Source organism: Pseudomonas sp. P5_109, assembly GCF_034009455.1.
Taxonomy (GTDB): domain Bacteria; phylum Pseudomonadota; class Gammaproteobacteria; order Pseudomonadales; family Pseudomonadaceae; genus Aquipseudomonas.
Genome location: NZ_CP125380.1, coordinates 4,186,121 through 4,206,893, shown reverse-complemented (window position 1 = coordinate 4,206,893; position 20,773 = coordinate 4,186,121). Strand labels below are relative to the sequence as shown.

Here is a 20,773-nt window from a genome sequence, read left to right as displayed (position 1 = left end):
GGTGGCCGCGTCCCGAAAAAAACAAGAGAGGTAGTGATGAGTGCCATCGAGCGTTCGACGAACTGTGAAATCCGCACGATCCTGGAAAAGCAAAGGGCGGCCTTCCTGGCCCGCGAACCCTATAGTTTCGAGGAGCGTTGTGAGTTGCTCGACCGGGCCATTGGTTTGCTGGTCGAACATGAGCAGGAAATCATCGACGCCCTGACCGCCGATTTCGGCCATCGCAGCCCCGGTTTCTCCAAGGGTAGTGAAGTGCTGTCGCCGTTGGCCACGCTCAAGCAGACCAAGGCCGAACTGGCGTCATGGATGCGCCCGGAACAACGTCAGGCCCGGGCCGGTGAAGCCTGGGTGCAGTATCAACCGCTCGGCGTGGTCGGCATCGTCACCGCGTGGAACGTGCCCGGCTACATGGTGTTCAGCGGGCTGGCCGGTGCTTTGGCCGCAGGCAACCGAGTGATGATCAAGCCGTCGGAATTCAATCCGCACACCTCGGCGCTGATCGCCAGGCTGATTCGTTCGGTGTACGCCGAAGAGGAAGTGGCGGTGGTCCTGGGTGACGCGCAGGTCGGCCAGGCGTTCTGCGGCCAGCCGTTCGACCATCTGCTGTTCACCGGTGCCACCAGCATCGGCAGGCACGTGTTGCGGGCGGCGGCGGAGAACCTGGTGCCGGTAACCCTGGAGCTGGGCGGCAAGTCGCCAACGATCATCTCGCGCTCGGCGGACTTCAACGACGCGGTGGCCAAGGTGGTGATCGGCAAGCTGCTCAACGCCGGCCAGTTGTGCGTGGCACCGGATCATGTGTTCGTCCCGCAAGAGTCGGTGGACGCCTTCATCGGCGTGGCCAAGGCCGTGGTCGCAAAGTTCTTCCCGACGCTCAAGGACAACCCTGACTACACCTCGATCATCAACGCCCGCCATGTCGAACGCTTGCAGGGTTACCTGAGCGAGGCCCGCGCCGCCGGTGTCGAACTGATCGAACTGAACGCCGCGGCGGAAGACTTCAGCCAATCGACGCTGAACAAGATCGTACCGACGCTGCTGCGCAACCCCGGCGACGATCTGCAGGTGATGCAGGACGAAATCTTTGGTCCGCTGCTGCCGATCAAACCCTACGCAACCCTCGACGAAGTCATCGCCCAGATCAATGCGCGGCCGCGTCCGCTGGCGCTGTACTACTTCGGCAAAGACGCCAGCGAAGAAGCGCAAGTGCTCACGCGTACCTGCTCTGGCGGCGTGACCCTCAACGGCGTGATGAGCCACGCCAGCACCGAAGGCCTGCCGTTCGGCGGCGTCGGCCCGAGCGGCATGGGCGCCTACCACGGCATCGACGGTTTCCGCACCTTCAGCCACGCCAAAGCCGTTTTGCGCACGGCCAACCCGGCCTGAACCCCACATCATCTCTCGAGAGAACTGCCATGAAAGCTGCCGTATTCCATCAGGTTGGAGCCCCGCTGGTCATTGAAGAAGTGGGCATCAGCAAACCGGGTCCGCGCGAAGTGTTGATCCGCACCAAAGCGGTCGGCGTTTGCCACTCGGACCTGCACGTCATCGACGGTTCGTTCCCGTACCCGGGCCCCATGGTGTTGGGCCATGAAGCCGCTGGCGTGGTCGAGCAGGTCGGCTCCGAAGTGCGCTCGGTCAAGCCCGGCGACCATGTGGTCACCTGCCTTACCGTGTTCTGCGGTCACTGCGATCACTGCGTGACCGGTCACCTGGCGCGCTGCGTGTCGCCGGAAACCAAGCGCGGCAAGGACGAAGAGCCGCGCCTGACCTACGTGCACAAGCCGATGCCGCAATTCGTCAACCTGTCCGGGTTCGCCGAGCAGATGTTGGTGCACGAAAACGCCTGCGTGGCGATCCGCCGCGACATGCCGCTGGACCGTGCGGCATTGCTCGGTTGCGCGGTCACCACCGGCACTGGCGCGGTGTTCAACACCGCCAAGGTGCGTCCGGGCGAGACCGTGGCCGTGATCGGCTGCGGCGGTATCGGCCTGGCCGCGATCAATGGCGCGGCGCTGGCCGGGGCAGGGCGCATCATCGCCATCGACATGCTCGACTCGAAGCTGGAACTGGCCAGGCAGTTCGGTGCCACCGATGTGATCAACGGCCGCGACGGCGATGCCGCCAAGCAGGTGCTGGAGCTGACCCGTGGTGGCGTGCACCACGCGTTCGAATGCATCGGCCTCAAGCAGACCGCCGAGCAGGCGTTCGCCATGCTCGCGCGCGGCGGTACCGCCACCGTGATTGGCATGCTCAAGCCGGGCCTGAAAATCGAAATCGACCCGCTGCAGTTGCTCCACGAACGGCGCATCCAGGGCTCGCTGATGGGCTCCAACCGCTTCCCGGTGGACATGCCGCGCCTGGTGGATTTCTACATGCAGGGTCGGCTCAAGCTCGACGAGATGATTTCCCAGCGCATCCGCCTGGACCAGATCAACGAGGCGTTCGATGAGTTGCGTCGCGGTGAGCTGGCGCGCTCGGTCATCGTTTTCGAATAAACACTGTAATTCCCCCTGTGGGAGCGGGCTTGCTCGCGAAGGCGTCGTGTCAGGCAATACAGATGTTGAATGTGACGGCCTCTTCGCGAGCAAGCCCGCTCCCACAGGGGGATGTGGGTATGCCCCAAGGTTTTGGAGTGGATGGATGGACATTGAATTCTCGGTGCACGAACAAGCCTTTCGCCAGGAGGTCCGGGCCTTTTTGCGTAATAACTTGCCGAAGGAGTTGTCCGAGCGAATTATCCTCGGCAAACGCCTGAGCAAGGAGCATCAGGTGCAATGGATGCAGATACTCGACCGCCAGGGCTGGCTCGCGCCGGGCTGGCCGGTGGAGTTCGGCGGCACTGGCTGGAGCGCCGTGCAGAAGCATATTTTCGACGAAGAATGCTTCGCCGCCGGTGCGCCGAAGGTAGTGTCCTTCGGCTTGAAGATGGTCGCTCCGGTGATCATCAAGTTCGGCACGGCAGAGCAGAAAGCGCACTTCCTGCCACGCATACTGTCCTGTGCAGACTGGTGGTGCCAGGGCTACTCCGAACCCGGTGCCGGTTCTGACTTGTCGTCGTTGAAAACCCGCGCCGTACGCGATGGCGATCACTATGTGGTCAATGGCCAGAAAACCTGGACCACGCTGGCGCACTTCGCCGACTGGATGTTCTGCCTGGTGCGCACCGACCCCGAGGCCCGTCAGCAACGGGGTATTTCATTTCTGCTGATCGACATGAAAACCCCGGGCATCACCGTGCGACCGATCATCACCCTGGACGGCGAACATGAAGTCAACGAAGTGTTCTTCGACAATGTGCGGGTGCCGGTGGCCAATCTGGTCGGGCAGGAAAACGAGGGCTGGACCTGCGCTAAGTATTTGCTGACCCACGAACGCACCAGCATCGGCGGGATCGCGCAGAACAAGGCCTTGCTCACGCGGCTCAAGCGCATTGCCAGTCAGGAAGTGCGTGACGGGCGGCCACTGATCGAAGACCCGCTGTTTCGTGCGCAGATCGCCGAAGTCGAGATGCAGCTGATGGCCGCCGAGATGAGCAACCTGCGCACGCTGGCGGCGACCCAGAACGGCGATGTACCTGGTGCCGAAAGCTCGTTCCTGAAGATCAAGGGCACTGAGATCCGCCAGGCGATTACCTACCTGATCAGCAAGGCCGTGGGGCCGTACGCGTTGCCGTTCATTGAAGATGAACTGGGTTATGGCAGCGAACCGTTGCTCTACACCGACTACAGCAGCGCGGCCACCTACCAGTATCTGGATGCACGCAAGGCCTCGATTTATGGCGGCGCCAATGAAATCCAGAAGAACATCATCGCGAAAATGATCCTCGAACTGTAAGGCGCCACGATCATGGATTTCAAACTGACAGAAGAGCAACAGATGCTGCAGGACACCGCCGCGCGCCTGGTGCGTGACGTGTATGGTTTTGAGCATCGCGAGCAATACCGCCAGGGCCGGGACGGTTTCAGCGGCCCGTTCATGCAGCAACTGGGCGAGTTGGGCCTCTGCGCCGTGCCCTTTGCCGAGGCCTATGGTGGTTACGGCGGCAGCGGTGTGGAAAACATGCTGATCATGACCGAACTGGGCCGGGGCTTGTGCCTGGAGCCCTACCTGCAGTCGGTGATTTTCGCTGGCGGCCTGATCGAGCAGTTGGGCACGGCGGCCCAGAAAGACCAACTGTTGCCGCCAGTCGGCAGCGCCAGCCTGCAACTGGCCGTGGCCCTCGATGAGCCGCAGAGTCACTACCTGTTGCACGACGTGCAGACGATCGCCGAGGCGGTCACCGGCGGCTGGAAACTCAATGGTCGCAAGTCGGTGATCATCGGCGGCCAGAGCGCCGGGCTGATGCTGGTTTCGGCACGCACCAGCCACGGGGTTCGGGACGAGAAGGGCATCAGCCTGTTCCTGGTCGATCCGCAAGACAGGGGTGTCAGTCGACGCACCTTCGACACCCTGGACGGGCGGATGGCCTGCGAGTTGTACCTTGAAGACGTGTTCGTCAAAAGCACTGCGGTACTCGGCGAAGTGGGGCAGGCCTTGCCGGCGCTGCGATATCAGCAAGGCCGGTGCATCGCCGCGCAATGCGCCGAAGCTGTCGGCAGCATGGAAGCGGCGTGCGCGTTGACCCTCGATTACCTGAAGACGCGCCAGCAGTTCGGCCAGGTCATCGGCAAGTTCCAGGTGCTGCAACACCGCATGGTCGATATGCGCATCGAACTGGACCAGGCCACCTCGATGACCCTGCTCGCCGCCTGCGTGGCCGATCAGGCCGACAGTGACGAGCGCAGCCGCGTCCTGGCCGCCGCCAAGTTCATCGTCAGTCGCGCCAGCCGTTTTGTCGCGGACCAGGGCATCCAGTTGCACGGCGGTATCGGCCTGACCTGGGAGTACATGCTGTCGCACCACGCCAAGCATCTGCTGATGGTGGCGCGTCAGTTCGGCGACGACGATCACCATCTGCAGGCCTATGCGAAGTTGATGCAGGTGGCCTGAGCACCCCTTTGTGGGAGCGGGCTTGCTCGCGAAAGTGGTGTGTCAGCTACATCAATGTTGGCTGATCCGCCGCCTTCGCGAGCAAGCCCGCTCCCACATTTGATCGGCATCGACCACAAACTCAGCCCACAACCAACATCCCCTGTGGGAGCGGGCTTGCTCGCGAAAACGTTGTGTCAGCTACATCAATGTTGGCTGATCCGCCGCCTGCACGAGCAAGCCCGCTCCCACATTTGATCGGCATCGACCACAAACTCAGCCCACAACCAACATCCCCTGTGGGAGCGGGCTTGCTCGCGAAAGCGGTGTGTCAGCTGCATCAATGTTGGCTGATCCGCCGCCTGCGCGAGCAAGCCCGCTCCCACAAAAGCGGATTACTGCCGGACGCCTTCGAAGCTGCCGGTTCGTACTTCGCCGCTGCGGATGTAGCGGGCGATCAGCACGCCGGAGGGCGAACTGATCGAACTTGCCAGCGTGAAGGCCGATGCTTGTGCGTTGTCGTCGAACAAGCGCTTGCCGCGCCCCAGCAGGATGGGGTGAATCATCAGCCGCAACTCGTCCACCAGGCTTGCGGCAAGCAGTTGGCGCACGAGATCGCCACTGCCTTGTGTCAGTAGCCGGGGGCCGTCCTGGCGCTTGAGCGCGCTGATCGCCTCGACCAGGTTGCCCTCCAGTGCATGACTGTTCTGCCACTCCAGCGAATCGCCGCGATGGGTGGCCACATGCTTGGCTACGCCGTTGAACAGGTCGGCGATGCTGTGGTGGGTTGAATCGGACCGAATGTGCGGCCAATAGGCGGCGAAGATGTCGTAGGTACGACGTCCCAGCAGCAACTCGAACGGCTGGGAGAACAGGTCCTGTACGGCCTGGCCGGTGGTTTTGTCGGCGTAGGGCACTATCCAGCCACCGAAGCGGAACCCGCCACTGGGGTCCTCCTCAGGCCCGCCGGGCGCTTGCATGACGCCGTCCAGACTCACGAACGCGGCAACGGTGAGCGTGCGCATGTTCTTCTCCTGATATGGGTTCTGGTTCAAGGGTTAAGGCAGGGAGGCCGGCGACACCGTGAGACCGTTCCCTGAAAGATAGTCGAACCAGACGCCGTGAAATCGACAGCAAGCTGCTTGGGTTTTATTCCTTTGGGGAATGCATTGCATAAAATTAATGAATTTTTATTATCGGTTTGGGTGGCGTAGTTTGATTTGAGGACATGGAGAACCGCCGTGAAATCATCCTCTACGCACACAGCTGAAAAATTTGATACCTCCCGGGCCAACGAGTACGCAAAGCAGAGCCGTATTGCGTTGGCAGGGTATGACGCCTGCCACGACCTTGCCGCGTGCATGCTGGCGGCAAGCCTGGGCAACAGGCCTTCGGCCAACGTACTGGCCGTTGGCGCGGGCGGCACGGCCCGGGAAATCATTGCGATGGCCTCGCTGGAGCCCAATTGGCGCTTCATGGCCGTCGATCCTTCCGGACCGATGCTGGAAGCCGCGACACAGCAGTTACAGGCAAACGACTTGCTGGAAAGAACGGACGTGCACCATGGGCCTGTTGAAGACCTGCCGGCCGGCGAGTCGTTCGACGCGGCGACCTTGATCGGTGTGCTCCATCATCTGCCGGGCGATGACGCCAAGCGCGAACTACTACGCTCGGTTCGTGCCCGCCTGAAACCCGGTGCCCCGTTGATTGTGGCGGGAAATCACTATGCCTATGCCAGCCAACCGCTGTTGCTTGCGGCCTGGGGGCAACGGTGGCGCCAGCATGGAGCCAGCCCGGACGAGGTGAAGATCAAGCTTGGGAAAATTCTTCAAGGCGCCGATCCCCCGCATTCCGAGGCGGCGGTGCAAAAGCTGTTGCACGACTGCGGATTCACAGACGCCACGCGTTTCTTCAGCAGCCTGTTCTGGGGTGCCTGGCTGACGTGCAAGACTGGCTGAGGCGACCGATGTCTTGTGCTCGCAGCTTGGTTGTTGCCGGCGAAAACCTTAACGGGTGTCCAAGATTACTTGACCAGTTCAGCTTGCCGGCGATGGACTCAAGGGCGCCGCGTTTATCCAGTTCATACGCGTTATCGTTAGCGACCATCGCTGGCAAGCCAGCTCCTACAAGGGGATCGCGTCCGAGTCGAAATGATGTGAACGCCAAACTGTAGGAGCCGGCTTGACTGGCGATGAACTCCAGTGCGCCGCGTTTATCCCGTTCATACGCGTTATCGTTAACGACCATCGCTGGCAAGCCAGCTCCTACAAGGGACCGCGTCCGAGTCGAAATGATGTGAACGCCAAACTGTAGGAGCCGGCTTGCTGGCGATGGACTCCAGTGCGCCGCGTTTATCCAGTTTGTACGCGTTATCGTTAACAACCATCGCTGGCAAGCCAGCTCCAATTACAAGGGACCGCGTCCGAGTCGAAATGATGTGAACGCCAAACTGTAGGAGCCGGCTTGCTGGCGATGGACTCCAGTGCGCCGCGTTTATCCGGTTCGTACGCGTTATCGTTGACGATCATCGCTGGCAAGCCAGCTCCTACAAGGGACCGCGTCCGAGTCGAAATGATGTGAACACCAAACTGTAGGAGCCGGCTTGCTGGCGATGGACTCAAGTGCGCCGCGTTTATCCTGTCCACACGCGTTATCGTTAACGACCATCGCTGGCAAGCCTGCTCCTACAAGGGACCGCGTCCTGGTCGAAATGATGTGAACGCCAAACTGTAGGAGCCGGCTTGCTGGCGATGGACGCAAGTGCGCCGCGTTTTTCCGGCTCACCCGCGTAATCGTTAACGACCATCGCTGGCAAGCCAGCTCCTAACTGTCGAGTGGAATCAAGCCCGCAGCCTTGTTTCGGCTGTCGTTGAAGGCAGCAGCAGCGAGAACAGGTCCTTGGGATCTTGCAGCTCTGGCACCAGTTGGATGTCGCTGCCAATGTTGAGCTCTCTTGCAACATCCAGCACATAGCGCAAGGCGGAATAGTCCTCGATGGCGAAGCCGACCGAGTCGAACAAGGTGACTTCCCCGGCATGTTGGCGACCTTGAGTCTGACCGGTGATGACTTTCCAGAATTCGATAACCGGTGAGTCGGCGGGCATCTGCTGAATTTCCCCTTCAATGCGGCTTTGCGGCTCGTACTCCACCATGACCCGCGCACGCTCGACGATGTCCCGGTGCAATTCGGTCTTGCCGGGGCAATCGCCACCCACGGCGTTGAGGTGCATGCCGGGCTCGATCATCTCAGGGGTTAAGATCGTTGCGTAGGCCTTGTCGGCCGTGACCGTGGTCACGATGTCGGCGCCACGTACCGCTTGCGCGACGGATTTGGCAATGCTTACCTGAATCGCAGGGTAGGCCCGCAGGTTGGCTGCCAGCTTCGCTGTCGCGGCCGGATCGATGTCGTAGAGGCTGATTTCAGTGATGCCTGACAAGGTATGAAAGGCCACCGCCTGGAATTCGCTCTGTGAACCGTTGCCGATGAGCGCCATTCGGCGACTGTCCGGTCGGGCGAGGTAGCGGGCGGCGAGCGCGGAAGTGGCAGCGGTGCGAATGGCGGTGGTCAGCGTCATTTCACTGAGCAAAACAGGCTTGCCGGTATCGACGTCTCCCAGTGCACCAAAGGCCATGACCGTCAGCATGCCGTTGTGCGTGTTCTTCGGATGACCATTGACGTACTTGAAGGCATAGAGCGCTGCATCCGACACGGGCATCAGCTCGATGACGCCTTCGGGTGAGTGGTTCGCCAGGCGCGCGCACTTTTCGAAATCCGGCCAGCGTACGTAGTCCTGGCGGATGTACTCGGCCATTTCGCTCAGGCAACGAGGCAAGCCTTTTTCCTGGACGAGGCGGCTCAGATCACTGACGTCGATGTAACGGGTCATATCGGGTTCCTTGGGCGATGTTGGGTGTGCCGGTCTGGACTGCCTGGCGCTTTGGCGGCGGAGACTCGGGAGGCGGTCCACGTATTTGCAACGGACCTATTGTCGAGGCGATGCAGAGAAGATTTCGGCCAATACTGACCCTGGATACAGCCAGAGAAGTCGAAAAAAGAGAGTGCACAGCGGAATCGGTCACGGCTGGAACGCCACCTGCTTCACGAAGCTTCATCATGCAGATAAAGAAGGCCGTAAAGACCCTCTAATGTCCTGTCCCGCTCCCTTCAAGTGCAGCCACAGTGACTTGCATCAGACGACAGAATCGGCTGTGAAAGCCCTTCGTTCAGCACAGGCACGCTGTTTCAACCCGGGGTTACGACACCCGCAACATCCCGGCACTTGGCATTCTGGCGGTCCGTTTCAAGCACGTGTTGTTCGCTGCCTGAGATGGAGTGCAACTGCGACGACTGCTTGCTTGCGGTCGAAAACAACAACAAAAAACGGCTGCGGTGAAGACCGCTTCGATTCTCTGCCCCTGTCAAAAAAGTGTGGTCCGACGCAGGCGCCGGATCGCGATAAATCCAAATAATCCGGGACTCAAGAAGATGAACATCAAATGGCTGACTTTGCCGGCACTCGCGTTGCTGTGCTGCACCACGGGCGCCAGTGCCAAGGAATGGAAGGAGCTGCGATTTGGCGTCAACCCAAGCTACCCACCCTTTGAATCCACCACGGCCGATGGCGGGGTCCAGGGCTTCGGCGTGGATCTGGGCAATGCGATTTGTGCCGAGTTGAAGCTCACCTGCGTGTGGGTCAGCAATGATTTCGACGGGCTGATTCCGGGGCTCAAGGCCGGCAAGTTCGATGCCATCGAATCGTCGATGACCGTGACCGACGCACGCAAGAAACAGATCGACTTTACCGATCAACTGTACGCCGGACCGACCGCCATCGTCACCCGCAAAGACTCCGGGCTGTTGCCTACTGCCGAATCGCTGCGCGGCAAAACCATCGGCTACATGCAGGGCACGATCCAGGAAACCTACGCCAAGGCCAAGCTGGCGCCGGGCGGGGTGAAACTGCGCGCCTACCAGAATCAGGATCAGGTCTATGCCGACCTGGTCTATGGCCGTCTCGATGCGTCGATCCAGGACAAGTTGCAGGCGCAGATGAGTTTCCTCACCACGCCACAAGGGGCGGACTTCCAGAACAGTGAAGGCATCAGCGACCCGTTGGTGCCGGCGGAAATCGCCATTGGCGTGCGCAAGGACAACGAAGAGCTCAAAGGCATGCTCAATGCCGCCATCAAGGCCCTGCACGACAAGGGCATCTACGCGCAGATCCAGCAGAAACACTTCGCTGGCCTGGATCTCTACAACAACTGATCCTCGAACCCCGGTCGCTGTGCCGCAGCGACCGGGGCGCATCAAGACAGGTGACTGGCGTGAATTCCTTCCTGAATGTTCTGGGGCTCGACCTTTCGGCCCTGCAAGGCTATGGCCCTTTGTTGCTGCACGGCACCTGGGTCACCCTGAAACTGTCGGCGCTCGCGCTTTTGGTGAGCATGGCGCTGGGGCTGCTCGGCGCGGCGGCCAAGCTGTCGCCGCTGAAGCTGTTGAACCTGCCGGCGACCTTCTACACGACGCTGATCCGTGGCGTGCCCGACCTGGTGTTGATGCTGCTGATTTTCTACAGCCTGCAAGGCTGGCTCAGCGCCCTGACCGAGGCCATGGGTTGGCCCTACATGGAGATCGATCCGTTCGTGGCCGGCATCATCACCCTTGGTTTCATCTACGGGGCGTATTTCACCGAGACCTTTCGCGGGGCGATTCTCAGTGTGCCGCGCGGGCAACAGGAAGCCGCGGCGTGCTTTGGCCTGAACCGCTGGCAGCGCTTTCGTTTCGTGGTGTTCCCGCAAATGATGCGTTTTGCCTTGCCGAGCCTTGGCAACAACTGGCTGGTGCTGCTCAAGGCCACGGCGCTGGTATCGATCATCGGTTTGTCAGACCTGGTCAAAGTCGCGCAGGAGGCCGGCAAAAGCACGTTCAACATGCTTGATTTCCTGTTGCTGGCGGCAGCACTCTACCTGCTGATCACCAGTGCTTCGAACTACCTTTTGCGCGTGCTGGAACGGCGCTACAACCAGGGTGTACGGGGGATGGCGCGATGATCGAGTTGATTGCCGAATACTGGAAACCCTTTCTGTTCAGCGACGGCGAGACCCTCACCGGGTTGGCCATGACCCTGTGGCTGCTGGTGGCGAGCATTGCCATGGGCTTTGCCTTGTCACTGCCCCTGGCGATCCTGCGGGTTTCGCGCTGGGGCTTGCTGCGTTGGCCAGTGCAATTGTTCACCTACGTGTTTCGCGGCACGCCGTTGTACATCCAGTTGCTGATTTGCTACAGCGGGATCTACGGCATCGCCGTGGTCCGTTCGCAGCCCTTGCTCGAAGCGTTTTTCCGTGACGCGATGAATTGCACGCTGTTGGCGTTCATCCTCAACACCTGCGCCTACACCGTGGAAATTTTCGCCGGAGCGATCCGCAGCATTCCCTATGGTGAAATCGAAGCGGCGCATGCCTATGGCCTGAGTGGCTGGCGCCTGTATCTGCAACTGATCCTGCCTTCGGCGCTGCGTCGCGCGCTGCCGTACTACAGCAACGAAGTGATCCTGATGCTGCACGCGACTTCGGTGGCCTTTACCGCAACGATTCCGGACATCCTGAAAATCGCCCGGGACGCCAACGCGGCGACCTTCATGACATTCCAGGCCTTCGGTATTGCCGGTCTTTTGTACCTCGTGCTGTCGTTCGGGCTGGTCGGCGCGTTCCGCCTGGCGGAGAAGCGCTGGCTGAGCTTTCTCGGCCCGGCCCACTGACTTCCATCATTCATCCAGAGCGGCGCCGATAAGCGTGCCGCTCCAGGAGCATTCGCATGTACAAACTCACGGTTGAAAATCTGTATAAACGTTTTGGCGACAACGAAGTGCTCAAGGGCGTCTCGTTGAATGCACGGGCAGGGGACGTGGTGAGCATGATCGGCGCCAGCGGTTCGGGCAAAAGCACCATGCTGCGCTGTATCAACTTTCTGGAGCGGGCCGACGAAGGCGCCATTGCCCTGGATGGCGAGCGAGTCCTCACCCGTCAGGGCGTCGGCGGCATGCGCGTGGCCAATCCGAAGCAGTTGCAGCGGCTGCGCACACGACTGGCGATGGTGTTCCAGCACTTCAACCTGTGGAGTCACCTGACCGTGCTGGAGAACATCGTCCTGGCGCCGTGTCGAGTCCTGGGCATGAGCCGCAAGGCCGCCGAAGAGAGCGCACGGGCGTATCTGGACAAGGTCGGCCTGGCGCAACGGGTGGCCGACCAGTACCCGGCGTTTCTGTCGGGCGGGCAACAACAACGGGTGGCGATCGCCCGTGCCCTGGCGGTGGAACCGGAAATCCTGCTGTTCGACGAGCCCACCTCGGCGCTCGACCCGGAACTGGTGGGCGAAGTGCTGAAGGTGATTCAGGCGCTGGCCGAAGAAGGCCGGACCATGTTGATGGTGACCCACGAAATGGGCTTTGCCCGGCAGGTCTCAAGCCAGGTGTTGTTCTTGCATCAGGGCCGTGTCGAGGAGCAGGGTGATGCTACGATACTCGACCGGCCAAACAGCGAACGTTTGCAGCAATTTCTATCGGGTCGTTTGAAGTGAGGCAAGGCGTACATGGCGGATATCCGCGATCTGTCGATCGTGCTTGATCGTATCGATCAGGCAATCATTGAAGTGTTGCGTCACGAAGGGCGCATCACCTATCAAAAGCTGTCCGAACGTGTGCACCTGACTCCCAGGCCTTGTCTGGAACGGGTACGCAAGCTGGAACAGCTCGGGGTCATTCGCGGCTATGGTGCGATTCTTGACGAGAAGAAACTGACGCCGGGCTTGTCGTTGCTGGTGCTGGTGGCTTTGTCGAACCAGAGCGGACGCGCGGCGCAAAAAGCCTTCGAGGCCAAGGTCCGCGCCTGCCCGCAGGTACTGGAATGTCGCTTGATCAGCGGCGCGTTCGACTACAGCCTGCGCATGCGCTGCCGTGACATGGAGCATTACCGGGTGTTGACCGAAGTCTGGTTTGACGACCCGGATCTGCACATCGACAAACTGGTCAGCCACCCGGAGCTAGCGATGGTCAAGACCACGATGGAATAGGTGTCGAACGAAGTACAACCTGTGGGAGCGGGCTGCTCGCGAAGGCGATGTGTCATCCAGCATCAATGTGGACTGACACGACGCCTTCGCGAGCAAGCCCGCTCCCACATTTGATTTGTGTTGTTCACCAAATCGGCTGATGGGATCAGAATCTTCAGCCGTTTCCATCACTACAACAGCCGTTATCAACCGGGTTTTTCCCCCCTCGAAACAGACAATGAGCCTCTCTGAACCCTCATTGAGTCTGTGCCCATGCAAACCACCAATACGGTTTTAATGATTCGTCCGACACGTTTCTCCTTCAATCAGGACACGGCGGCGAACAACCGTTTCCAGCGTCCGGCGGCCGTTGCCGAAGACGTACAGCTCAAGGCCCTTGCCGAGTTCGATGGTTATGTCGATGCGTTGCGTCGGCACGGCGTCGAGGTCCTGGTGCATAACGATCGCGAAGCACCGCATACCCCGGACTCGATCTTCCCCAACAACTGGTGGAGCAGCCACCCGGACGGCACCCTGGTGCTGTACCCGATGCAGGGCCACAACCGGCGTCTGGAACGGGATAAAGGTGTACTCGACGGGTTGTTGGGTCAGTACCGGGTCGAGCAGGTGCTGGACCTGTCCAGCCTCGAAGAGCAAGCGGTTTTCCTGGAGGGCACCGGCAGCATGGTGCTGGATCGGCAACAGCGGATTTGCTACGCCGGGTACTCGACCCGGACCCACGCCCAGGCCCTGGAACAACTGGTCAGCCATCTGGGCTATGAACTGTGCGCGTTCAACGCGGTGGACCGCCAGGGCGTGGCGATTTATCACACCAATGTGATGATGAGTGTCGGCACCCGCCTGGCCGTGGTTTGCCTGGCGTCCGTGGCCGATCCGGACGAACGTGCGGCGTTGCGTAAACGGCTCGAAACCAGTGGCAAACAGCTCATCGACTTGAACTGGGCACAGTTGGAGTCCTTCGCCGGCAACATGCTCGAAGTGCACAGCCTAGCGGGCGAGCCGCTGCTGGTGATGTCGCGCACCGCCTGGCAATCGCTGGATGCCGATCAGCGTCGCTTGATCGAAACCCGCACCACGCCATTGCCGGTGAACATCGACACCATCGAGCGCATCGGTGGCGGCAGCGCACGCTGCATGCTGGCCGAGGTGTTCCTGCCCAAGCATTTGTCCGCCCTGGAACACGTGCGCTGATCGTCCGCCTGGCATCGACCTGAAGGTTCGCGGCTGCGCGCCTCTTTTTTGGTCACTCACATCACTCAATGCTCATGGGCATGCGAATGGAGGGTGAGGGCACCAGGTACCTTGGTGCGTTCGAGCCCCCCACGTTCCATCCACCGGAGGGTCTGATCATAGGCACGCTGCAGCAAAGACTCGGTCTGGTCAAAGTTGAAAACCGAGACGTCCACCGGGCACAAGGGCGGGACGATGTGCAGACTGGTGAGTGTGCGGAAGTGTTCGATGTCGCTCACCAGTTGACGCATGCTCATCAGGTTGACGGTGTGCAGGGCCAGGGCGACCAGTCCGCGGGGAGGTTGCGTCAGGTCGCAACTCACTCCGGTGGGGATTACCACGACGTTGGTGGCTCCCAGGGCTACGGCAGTCGAAATAGGTGTATTGCTTGCCACGCCGCCGTCAACCAGGAACTGATCGGCGATTTGTACGCAGGGGAACACCAGCGGAATGGCAGCGCTGGCCAGTAACGCCTGTTCGAGTTCGCCACTGGACAGAACCGTCTCGGCACCACTGAGCAGGTTGGTGGTGACGATGTACAGGGGCAGCACCGCATCCTCGATGCGGTGAATGGGCAGTGCCTGGCCCAGCAGCCGATTCAGTGCCTGCGGCTGCAACAGATAGCCACGCCGTTTGATCAATCCTCTACAGGTATCGATCCAGGAGAGGGGGAAGATGTCGGTTTTGCTCAGCCCGCGCCAGAATCCGGCGAGCGCCTCGACGCCATCGGAATCGGGTCTTGCGGCAAAGTAGGCACCGTTGATGGCGCCTACCGAAGCACCCACCACCATGTCGAATCGAACATTGGCTTCGACCAGGGCCCGCAACATACCCACCTGCACCGCCCCCAAGCTGCCACCGCCAGCGAATACGATTGCGGTTTTGGTCGCCATGACGGAAGTCTCTGTGCGCAAATGTATCGAATGAGTGTAGCTGGCGGATCGGCACTCCTTCCGGCAGCCGGTCACACGCACCACGCCCATCCGCGAGTTGAGCACGCTGGTCGGGGCTCGGCCCAGGTCCGGTTACTGGTACGCCTTGTCCCGGTCACAAGGCACTGTTATCCCGCTGACGTCACGCTCGCAGCCTGCGCAGGGTGACGCGACGTCACCAGGCCGATAAAGGAAATTGCCAGCGCCAGGCCAATGGTCGTGCTCACTTCGGTACGGTGCTCCGGGGTGATCATCATGACCGCCAGCGCTGCGCAAATGAACACGATCACCAGCCACGTCAGCCATGGAAACAGCCACATGCGAAAGGTCAGCTCGACGTTCTGCCGACGCAACATCCGGCGCATGCGCAGCTGCGACACCGCAATGGCCAGGTACACCAGCAAGGCAATCGCGCCGGAGCTGGCCAGCAGGAAGTCAAACAGCCCGGCGGGCATGAAGTAGCTCCACACGGTGATCGCCGCGCCCAGCACGGTGCTGGCGATGACGGCTGCCCGTGGCACGCCTTCGGAGGAGGTCGCCTTCAGCGCCTTCGGCGCATCGCCACGACGGCCCAGCGAGTACAGCATGCGCGAAGCAATGTAGATCGAGGAGTTCATGCAACTGGCCACGGCGATCAGCACCACCACGTCCACCATGAACTTGGCGTGGGGAATGTTCATGATTTCCAGTGCCCGCTGGTAGGAACCTACCTGGGCGAGCAGCGGATCGTTCCAGGGCACCACGGAGATGACCACGAAAATCGACAACAGGTAGAACACACCGATACGCCAGATCACCGAACGCGTGGCCTTGGCAATGTTCTGCGAGGGATTGTCGGATTCGGCGGCGGCGATGGTCACAGCTTCAGTCCCGATGAAGCTGAACATGATGGTGATGAAGGCGCCGACTACCGCTGACAGGCCGTTGGGAGCAAATCCGCCGTGCTCAGCCATCAGGCCGCTCAATCCGCTGACTTCCCGATCGGGAACCCAGCCCATCAATACGGCAAAACCCACGCCGATGAAACCGATGATCGCCACGACCTTGGCCATGGCGAACCAGAATTCGAATTCACCGTACTTGGAGACGCTGAACAGATTGGTGATCACCAACGCAATGATCGACACCAGGGCGAACAGCCAGGCATCGACCTGGGGAAACCACTGGTTCAACACATGGCCGGCAGCCAGTGCTTCGATAGGAATCACCAGTACCCAGAACCACCAGTACAACCAACCGATGGTGAAGCCTGCCCAGCGACCTATTGCCTGGTCGGCATAGGTGGAGAACGAGCCAGTGTCCGGATTGGCCACCGCCATTTCCCCGAGCATGCGCATGACCAGGACGACGAGCAAGCCTGAGAATAGATAGGCCAGGAGGACCGCTGGCCCAGCCGCTGCAATGGCATGCCCTGAGCCAACGAACAAACCGGCGCCGATAATGCCGGCGATTGACAGCATTGTTACGTGACGAGGCTTGAAGCCCTGCGCCAATTGGCCACTCGAATCCTTGGAGCTCGGGCTAATCATTGGTTTTTTTCTCTGCTGATCGACATTTAAGCGAATTGACAGGGGCAACGGATCACCACTGTTGCCTGCCGGGCTTTCCAAGGGAGGCACCGTTCAAACGCTGCAGTTCTTATTAAACCCATCTTCACGATGTGGTTACTTCGATGAAAAGATGCGCCACCTTAACCGTCTTGTCCGACAATTCAGTTACCTGTTCGCGTCGCCTCCTTGTCTGATATCGACACGAGCAAATTCAGCGTTCACGGTTAATACCGATGGGTCATGATATGGCCATGCGCAATAATTTTGTTTTTTTAGGATTCTGAAAGCAGCAACGGATGGGGATAACCTGGAAGGTTCGAGCGGGCGAGAAGGTTTCGGGAGGAGAGTCGCCAGATCTCTCTGGGAAGAGCGGATTGGATGATTACTGCCTGTCGCGAACGGTTGAGAACGACCCAAAGCTGCCGGTCAGCAATGGCTAAAATTGACCGATTGCCGCGCCTCGCCAAGGGCAGCAATTTTACTACTTGCCGCCACTCATCGATGGTAACGAACCACTCCCCCCATCTTCGTCACACCACTGCTGCTTCAATCGTTCTGGAACGCCAGGCATAAGCCAACACCATCAGCAGCCCCAGAGCAGCCATCGCCGCTCCGGCCAGGGAAATCGCCGGATAACCCAGACCAGCGTTGATCACCGCTCCGCCCAGCGCTGCGCCAATCGCGTTGCCAAAATTGAAGGCGCCAATGTTCACCGCAGAGGCAAGATTGGGCGCGTCCTTCGCTGCTTCCATGACGCGCATCTGTAGCGGCGGCACCAGGGCGAAACTGGCGATACCCCATATCAGGATGGCCAGAGCAGCCGGCACCGTCCAACGCATCAGCAGGGTGAACGCCAGCAAGACGAGAATCAGAACGCTTAGCGAGACGATCAAGGTGCGATCTATCGAGCGGTCGGCGGCCTTGCCGCCCCACATATTGCCCAGCGTCAAGCCCACACCAAAAAGCACCAGCATGGCGGTGATGTAGGCGGTGGAACTATTGGTCTCGCTGCTGAGGATCGGCGCGATGTAGGTGAAGACGGTAAACATTGCGCTCGATCCGACTACGGTCAGGGCCAACGCGCCCAGCACCGGACCACGCCCCAGTACCCGAATTTCGGCCATTACACCGACGCTTTGCGGCGTCTTCAGGTTAGGCAGGGCGAACCACAACGCGGCCATGGTTACCACGCCTAGGCCGGTAATTCCCCAGAAAGCGGTGCGCCAACCGAACAGTTCACCAAACCAGGCGGCTAGCGGCACACCGCCGATGGTCGCCAGGGTCAGGCCCATGAACATCGCCGCAACCGCACCGGCACGTTTCTCCGGGGCGACCACGCTGGCGGCGACGATGGAGCCAACGCCAAAAAATGCACCATGGTTCAGTGAGGTCACCACCCTGGCGACCATGAGGCTGTAGTAATCGGTGGCCAGGGCTGACATCAGATTACCCAGGGTGAAAATCGCCATGAGCCCGATCAGCAGATAGCGCCGGGGAATCCTGCCGGTGGTCAGGGTCATCAGCGGTGCGCCGAGCAATACGCCCAGCGCATAGGCACTGACCAGCAAACCGGCGGCGGGAATGGAAACGCCCAGATCCGCAGCGATACCTGGCAACATGCCCATGGGGGCGAACTCTGTAACGCCGATGCCAAAGGCACCAATGGCGAGTGCGACAAGTGGTGGATTGATACGCATGGAAGGCTCCTTATCTATGCCGCTGATGCTACGATCCAGTCTTTTCAGGCGGTAGATAGCATTTTTGGTAATCACCTTTGCGCAGGAGGCACAAGTGGATTTCAACGGCAGGTCAGGTGAAATGAGCGTGTTCACCACCGTGGCGCAGGAAGGCAGCCTGTCGGCCGCCGCGCGTGCATTGGGCCTGACACCCTCGGCAGTCAGTCGGATCATCGCGCGTACCGAGCAACGTCTTGGCACCCGCCTGCTGTTGCGCACCACCCGAGCGATCACCTTCACTGCCGAGGGCGAAGCGTTCCTGCGCGGCGCCCGGCGTATCCTGGCCGACATGGACGAGGTCGAAGAAGCCATCGCCGACCAGGGCGTACCCAGGGGGCGATTGCGGGTCAGTGCCGCCCTTGGCCATGGGCGGCTGGCCATCGTTCCCTTGGTCGCAGCATTCAGCGCCCGTTACCCGAACATCGTCGTCGACCTCACCCTCGGCGACGAAGTGGTCGACATTCTCGGCGGGCAGGCCGACGTCGCGGTCCGCTTTGGCCATCTGCCCGACAGCCCGCTTACCGCGCGCAGGATCGGCCACACCGGCCAGGTAGTGGTGGCATCGCCCGAGTATCTGCAGCGCCACGGCATCCCCCAGGAACCGGAAGACCTGCTACAGCACAACTGCCTGCGCTTCAACTTCCGGCGTGCCGAACCCAACTGGCCGTTCATCCGCGATGGAAAAGAGTTTTCCCAAAAGGTCAGCGGCAACATCGAATGCAGCAGTGGTGAAGCGCTGGCACAACTCGCGCGAGTAGGTGCCGGCATTGCACGTATCGGTGAGTTCAGCGTGAGCGAGGATTTGCAGCGCGGCGACCTGATTCCGCTGTTGGAAGCCTGGAACCCCGGGGACCAGGAACCGATTCATGCGGTGTTCGTCGGCGGGGCGGCAATGCCGGCGCGGGTGCGATTGTTCGTTGACTTCTTGCTGGAACATCACCGGATGTGAGCGGAGGCGTAAGCTGATATTTCCGGGTACCTGTGATTTCGAAGTGACCAAAACATTTTTGGGTGCACTATCAATAGGTGGTTTGCCTTACTGGAACAATCGTGAGCTCTGGCATTGATGGGTCGTCCGCTCGTCTTAAATGGCCGTCGTGAAAGACCGCTTTTGGCCTATTACTGCCTCTTGCGACGGGCTGAAAACGACCCAAAGCTGACGGTCAACTATCGCCTAAGCGGCATTCATCTATCCGATGGCCATACGCATTCTGTGTCTCGCATTAAAAGGTCCGTTCTCGCTGGATCACAGGGTGGCAGTCGGCGTAAGGCAGATGCTCAGTAAGCGGGTGGCAGGGGAAATGACAGCGTGTTCGAGTGTGGGGGGCCGCTTTACTTTTTCCCCCACTGCCACCATTTTTTACTATTGGCCTGCACTTCATAGCCAGCAAACCACGTCGCGTAGTTCTTGGCGTCCGGGATGATCCCCTCGGGAATGCTGGCAGCCAAACGGAAACGATTGATGGACACTTTGCCTCGAGCTAGCTTTTTACGCTCTTTCCGCAGCTGTACCCCTTGCTCATCCAACATCTGGCATAGCGTCATGCTGAAAAACAGCGCTTCATCAGTGTACCTAGCCATGCTCTTCATACAGTCCATGTAGCCGGCGTGGCAGGAACCATCCTTCGGTACCCCGAAATACATGTGGTGGAAATCCATACCTGGCGGGTATTGCTTGTGCAAAAACATATCTGTTAGCTCGTTGCGAATTGTCAGCGCGTGGTTCAGGCAATTCATCGATTCGACTACCTGCAATACCGCCCGAGTGGCGGAGCCTGGCAGAGTGAGGCGTTCTAGGGTAGCGGTGCGCAACGCGTCGAGCGGCGCGTTTATCGGGCTGACTTTCTGTAGGTTTTGCGTCTCCGAGGCAGCGCCAACCTTCGGATCCAGATACTCATTACGAGCTTTGTTATAGGCATCTGTTATGGGTTTTACCGCATCAATCTTTAGCGATAGGGCAAGACCGAAGGCTTGTTGAGCCAGCAGCATTGCTAAGTTGCAAGCCCGAATTTCCTCGTTAACGGAATCGTATCGTTTGTCCCTCTTGGCGATCCATCCTGCGGCCCAGGCCCCGAAACCCGCGCCAATCATGCCACCGATAACAGCCGAACTTAGCGGCGAATTAGCCCATTTTTCAAGCCATCCTAGGCTTGCAAGAAATGGTGTCGCAGCCATAAACACGCCGTTAATCGGCTCCCAGACCGCCATCGCACCCCCCTTGATCTGATCGTAGCAAATAGCCAGCGATCATAGCTGTGGTGCCTTTCAGGAACAATCTTGAGCGTC

18 protein-coding genes are annotated in these 20,773 nt (G+C 60.0%); 12 read left to right on the top strand and 6 right to left on the bottom strand.

The features are described 5' to 3' along the window. Window positions 1-36: 36 nt before the first annotated feature. The 4 genes from QMK54_RS18840 (at window position 37) to QMK54_RS18825 (ending at window position 4,992) form a co-directional block, all read left to right on the top strand. Window positions 37-1,386 (top strand): coniferyl aldehyde dehydrogenase, encoded by a 1,350-nt coding sequence (locus QMK54_RS18840; RefSeq protein WP_110662486.1) that lies wholly within the window; start codon window positions 37-39, stop codon window positions 1,384-1,386. Between the two features lie 29 nt (window positions 1,387-1,415). Further along, window positions 1,416-2,498, top strand: a complete 1,083-nt coding sequence (locus tag QMK54_RS18835; protein WP_110662487.1) for a Zn-dependent alcohol dehydrogenase — start codon at window positions 1,416-1,418, stop codon at window positions 2,496-2,498. Between the two features lie 145 nt (window positions 2,499-2,643). Further along, complete coding sequence (locus tag QMK54_RS18830; protein WP_320401104.1) at window positions 2,644-3,837, top strand: acyl-CoA dehydrogenase family protein; 1,194 nt, start codon at window positions 2,644-2,646, stop codon at window positions 3,835-3,837. A 12-nt stretch (window positions 3,838-3,849) separates the two neighbouring features. Continuing rightward, entirely contained in the window at window positions 3,850-4,992 is a 1,143-nt protein-coding gene (locus QMK54_RS18825; RefSeq protein WP_223595633.1) for an acyl-CoA dehydrogenase family protein, read from the top strand. A gap of 374 nt (window positions 4,993-5,366) precedes the next feature. Here the strand turns inward: QMK54_RS18825 and QMK54_RS18820 are convergent, their stop codons facing one another. Then, entirely contained in the window at window positions 5,367-5,996 is a 630-nt protein-coding gene (locus QMK54_RS18820; protein ID WP_223595638.1) for a dihydrofolate reductase family protein, read from the bottom strand. A gap of 216 nt (window positions 5,997-6,212) precedes the next feature. Here QMK54_RS18820 and QMK54_RS18815 point away from each other — a divergent pair, with 216 nt between their 5' ends. Further along, window positions 6,213-6,929, top strand: a complete 717-nt coding sequence (locus tag QMK54_RS18815) for a class I SAM-dependent methyltransferase (protein ID WP_110662123.1) — start codon at window positions 6,213-6,215, stop codon at window positions 6,927-6,929. Between the two features lie 882 nt (window positions 6,930-7,811). On the opposite strand, the gene QMK54_RS18810 is transcribed toward QMK54_RS18815, so the two are convergent. Next, the gene (locus QMK54_RS18810) at window positions 7,812-8,858 is read right to left on the bottom strand and encodes an ornithine cyclodeaminase (RefSeq protein ID WP_110660777.1); all 1,047 of its coding nucleotides are present in this window, start codon (window positions 8,856-8,858) and stop codon (window positions 7,812-7,814) included. Window positions 8,859-9,457: 599 nt separating this feature from the next. Between QMK54_RS18810 and QMK54_RS18805 the strand changes: the two genes are divergently transcribed. The 6 genes from QMK54_RS18805 to ctlX all read left to right on the top strand — a co-directional run bounded on the left by QMK54_RS18805 (window position 9,458) and on the right by ctlX (window position 14,230). After that, a complete protein-coding gene (locus tag QMK54_RS18805) occupies window positions 9,458-10,237 on the top strand; it encodes a transporter substrate-binding domain-containing protein (protein ID WP_320401103.1) in 780 nt (259 codons plus the stop codon). Window positions 10,238-10,296: 59 nt separating this feature from the next. Beyond that, the gene (locus QMK54_RS18800; protein ID WP_110660775.1) at window positions 10,297-11,022 is read left to right on the top strand and encodes an ABC transporter permease; all 726 of its coding nucleotides are present in this window, start codon (window positions 10,297-10,299) and stop codon (window positions 11,020-11,022) included. Further along, window positions 11,019-11,729 (top strand): ABC transporter permease, encoded by a 711-nt coding sequence (locus tag QMK54_RS18795; protein WP_320401102.1) that lies wholly within the window; start codon window positions 11,019-11,021, stop codon window positions 11,727-11,729. Before QMK54_RS18800 ends, QMK54_RS18795 begins: the two co-directional genes overlap by 4 nt. A 56-nt stretch (window positions 11,730-11,785) precedes the next feature. Beyond that, window positions 11,786-12,547: an ABC transporter ATP-binding protein gene (locus tag QMK54_RS18790; RefSeq protein ID WP_320401101.1), complete on the top strand. Its 762-nt coding sequence runs from the start codon at window positions 11,786-11,788 to the stop codon at window positions 12,545-12,547. A gap of 12 nt (window positions 12,548-12,559) precedes the next feature. Beyond that, a complete protein-coding gene (locus QMK54_RS18785; RefSeq protein WP_007974731.1) occupies window positions 12,560-13,039 on the top strand; it encodes an Lrp/AsnC family transcriptional regulator in 480 nt (159 codons plus the stop codon). Between the two features lie 252 nt (window positions 13,040-13,291). Further along, window positions 13,292-14,230, top strand: a complete 939-nt coding sequence (gene ctlX, locus QMK54_RS18780) for a citrulline utilization hydrolase CtlX (RefSeq protein ID WP_320401100.1) — start codon at window positions 13,292-13,294, stop codon at window positions 14,228-14,230. 65 nt (window positions 14,231-14,295) lie between these two features. Here the strand turns inward: ctlX and QMK54_RS18775 are convergent, their stop codons facing one another. From QMK54_RS18775 to QMK54_RS18765, 3 genes are all read right to left on the bottom strand, one after another. After that, on the bottom strand, window positions 14,296-15,162 hold the full coding sequence (locus QMK54_RS18775; RefSeq protein WP_223595640.1) for a patatin-like phospholipase family protein: 867 nt from the start codon (window positions 15,160-15,162) through the stop codon (window positions 14,296-14,298). A 167-nt stretch (window positions 15,163-15,329) separates the two neighbouring features. Beyond that, complete coding sequence (gabP, locus tag QMK54_RS18770) at window positions 15,330-16,730, bottom strand: GABA permease (protein ID WP_110657883.1); 1,401 nt, start codon at window positions 16,728-16,730, stop codon at window positions 15,330-15,332. A gap of 551 nt (window positions 16,731-17,281) precedes the next feature. Then, window positions 17,282-18,448: an MFS transporter gene (locus QMK54_RS18765; protein WP_048392538.1), complete on the bottom strand. Its 1,167-nt coding sequence runs from the start codon at window positions 18,446-18,448 to the stop codon at window positions 17,282-17,284. 94 nt (window positions 18,449-18,542) lie between these two features. On the opposite strand from QMK54_RS18765, the gene QMK54_RS18760 reads away from it, so the two are divergent. Then, window positions 18,543-19,436 carry a LysR family transcriptional regulator gene (locus QMK54_RS18760; protein WP_320401099.1) on the top strand — a complete coding sequence of 298 codons (894 nt, stop codon included), beginning with the start codon at window positions 18,543-18,545 and terminating at the stop codon, window positions 19,434-19,436. Window positions 19,437-19,819: 383 nt separating this feature from the next. On the opposite strand, the gene QMK54_RS18755 is transcribed toward QMK54_RS18760, so the two are convergent. Beyond that, the gene (locus QMK54_RS18755) at window positions 19,820-20,695 is read right to left on the bottom strand and encodes a hypothetical protein (protein ID WP_320401098.1); all 876 of its coding nucleotides are present in this window, start codon (window positions 20,693-20,695) and stop codon (window positions 19,820-19,822) included. Window positions 20,696-20,773 lie beyond the last annotated feature (78 nt).

Excerpts from the sequence above, each read along its gene's own strand:
- QMK54_RS18795 (WP_320401102.1), top strand. The coding sequence starts at position 11,019 with ATGATCGAGTTGATTGCCGAATACTGGAAACCCTTTCTGTTCAGCGAC.
- QMK54_RS18805 (WP_320401103.1), top strand. The coding sequence starts at position 9,458 with ATGAACATCAAATGGCTGACTTTGCCGGCACTCGCGTTGCTGTGCTGC.
- QMK54_RS18840 (WP_110662486.1), top strand. The coding sequence starts at position 37 with ATGAGTGCCATCGAGCGTTCGACGAACTGTGAAATCCGCACGATCCTG.
- QMK54_RS18785 (WP_007974731.1), top strand. The coding sequence starts at position 12,560 with ATGGCGGATATCCGCGATCTGTCGATCGTGCTTGATCGTATCGATCAG.
- QMK54_RS18810 (WP_110660777.1), bottom strand. The coding sequence starts at position 8,858 with ATGACCCGTTACATCGACGTCAGTGATCTGAGCCGCCTCGTCCAGGAA.
- QMK54_RS18830 (WP_320401104.1), top strand. The coding sequence starts at position 2,644 with ATGGACATTGAATTCTCGGTGCACGAACAAGCCTTTCGCCAGGAGGTC.
- ctlX (WP_320401100.1), top strand. The coding sequence starts at position 13,292 with ATGCAAACCACCAATACGGTTTTAATGATTCGTCCGACACGTTTCTCC.
- gabP (WP_110657883.1), bottom strand. The coding sequence starts at position 16,730 with ATGATTAGCCCGAGCTCCAAGGATTCGAGTGGCCAATTGGCGCAGGGC.
- QMK54_RS18820 (WP_223595638.1), bottom strand. The coding sequence starts at position 5,996 with ATGCGCACGCTCACCGTTGCCGCGTTCGTGAGTCTGGACGGCGTCATG.
- QMK54_RS18765 (WP_048392538.1), bottom strand. The coding sequence starts at position 18,448 with ATGCGTATCAATCCACCACTTGTCGCACTCGCCATTGGTGCCTTTGGC.
- QMK54_RS18790 (WP_320401101.1), top strand. The coding sequence starts at position 11,786 with ATGTACAAACTCACGGTTGAAAATCTGTATAAACGTTTTGGCGACAAC.
- QMK54_RS18835 (WP_110662487.1), top strand. The coding sequence starts at position 1,416 with ATGAAAGCTGCCGTATTCCATCAGGTTGGAGCCCCGCTGGTCATTGAA.
- QMK54_RS18755 (WP_320401098.1), bottom strand. The coding sequence starts at position 20,695 with ATGGCGGTCTGGGAGCCGATTAACGGCGTGTTTATGGCTGCGACACCA.
- QMK54_RS18825 (WP_223595633.1), top strand. The coding sequence starts at position 3,850 with ATGGATTTCAAACTGACAGAAGAGCAACAGATGCTGCAGGACACCGCC.
- QMK54_RS18775 (WP_223595640.1), bottom strand. The coding sequence starts at position 15,162 with ATGGCGACCAAAACCGCAATCGTATTCGCTGGCGGTGGCAGCTTGGGG.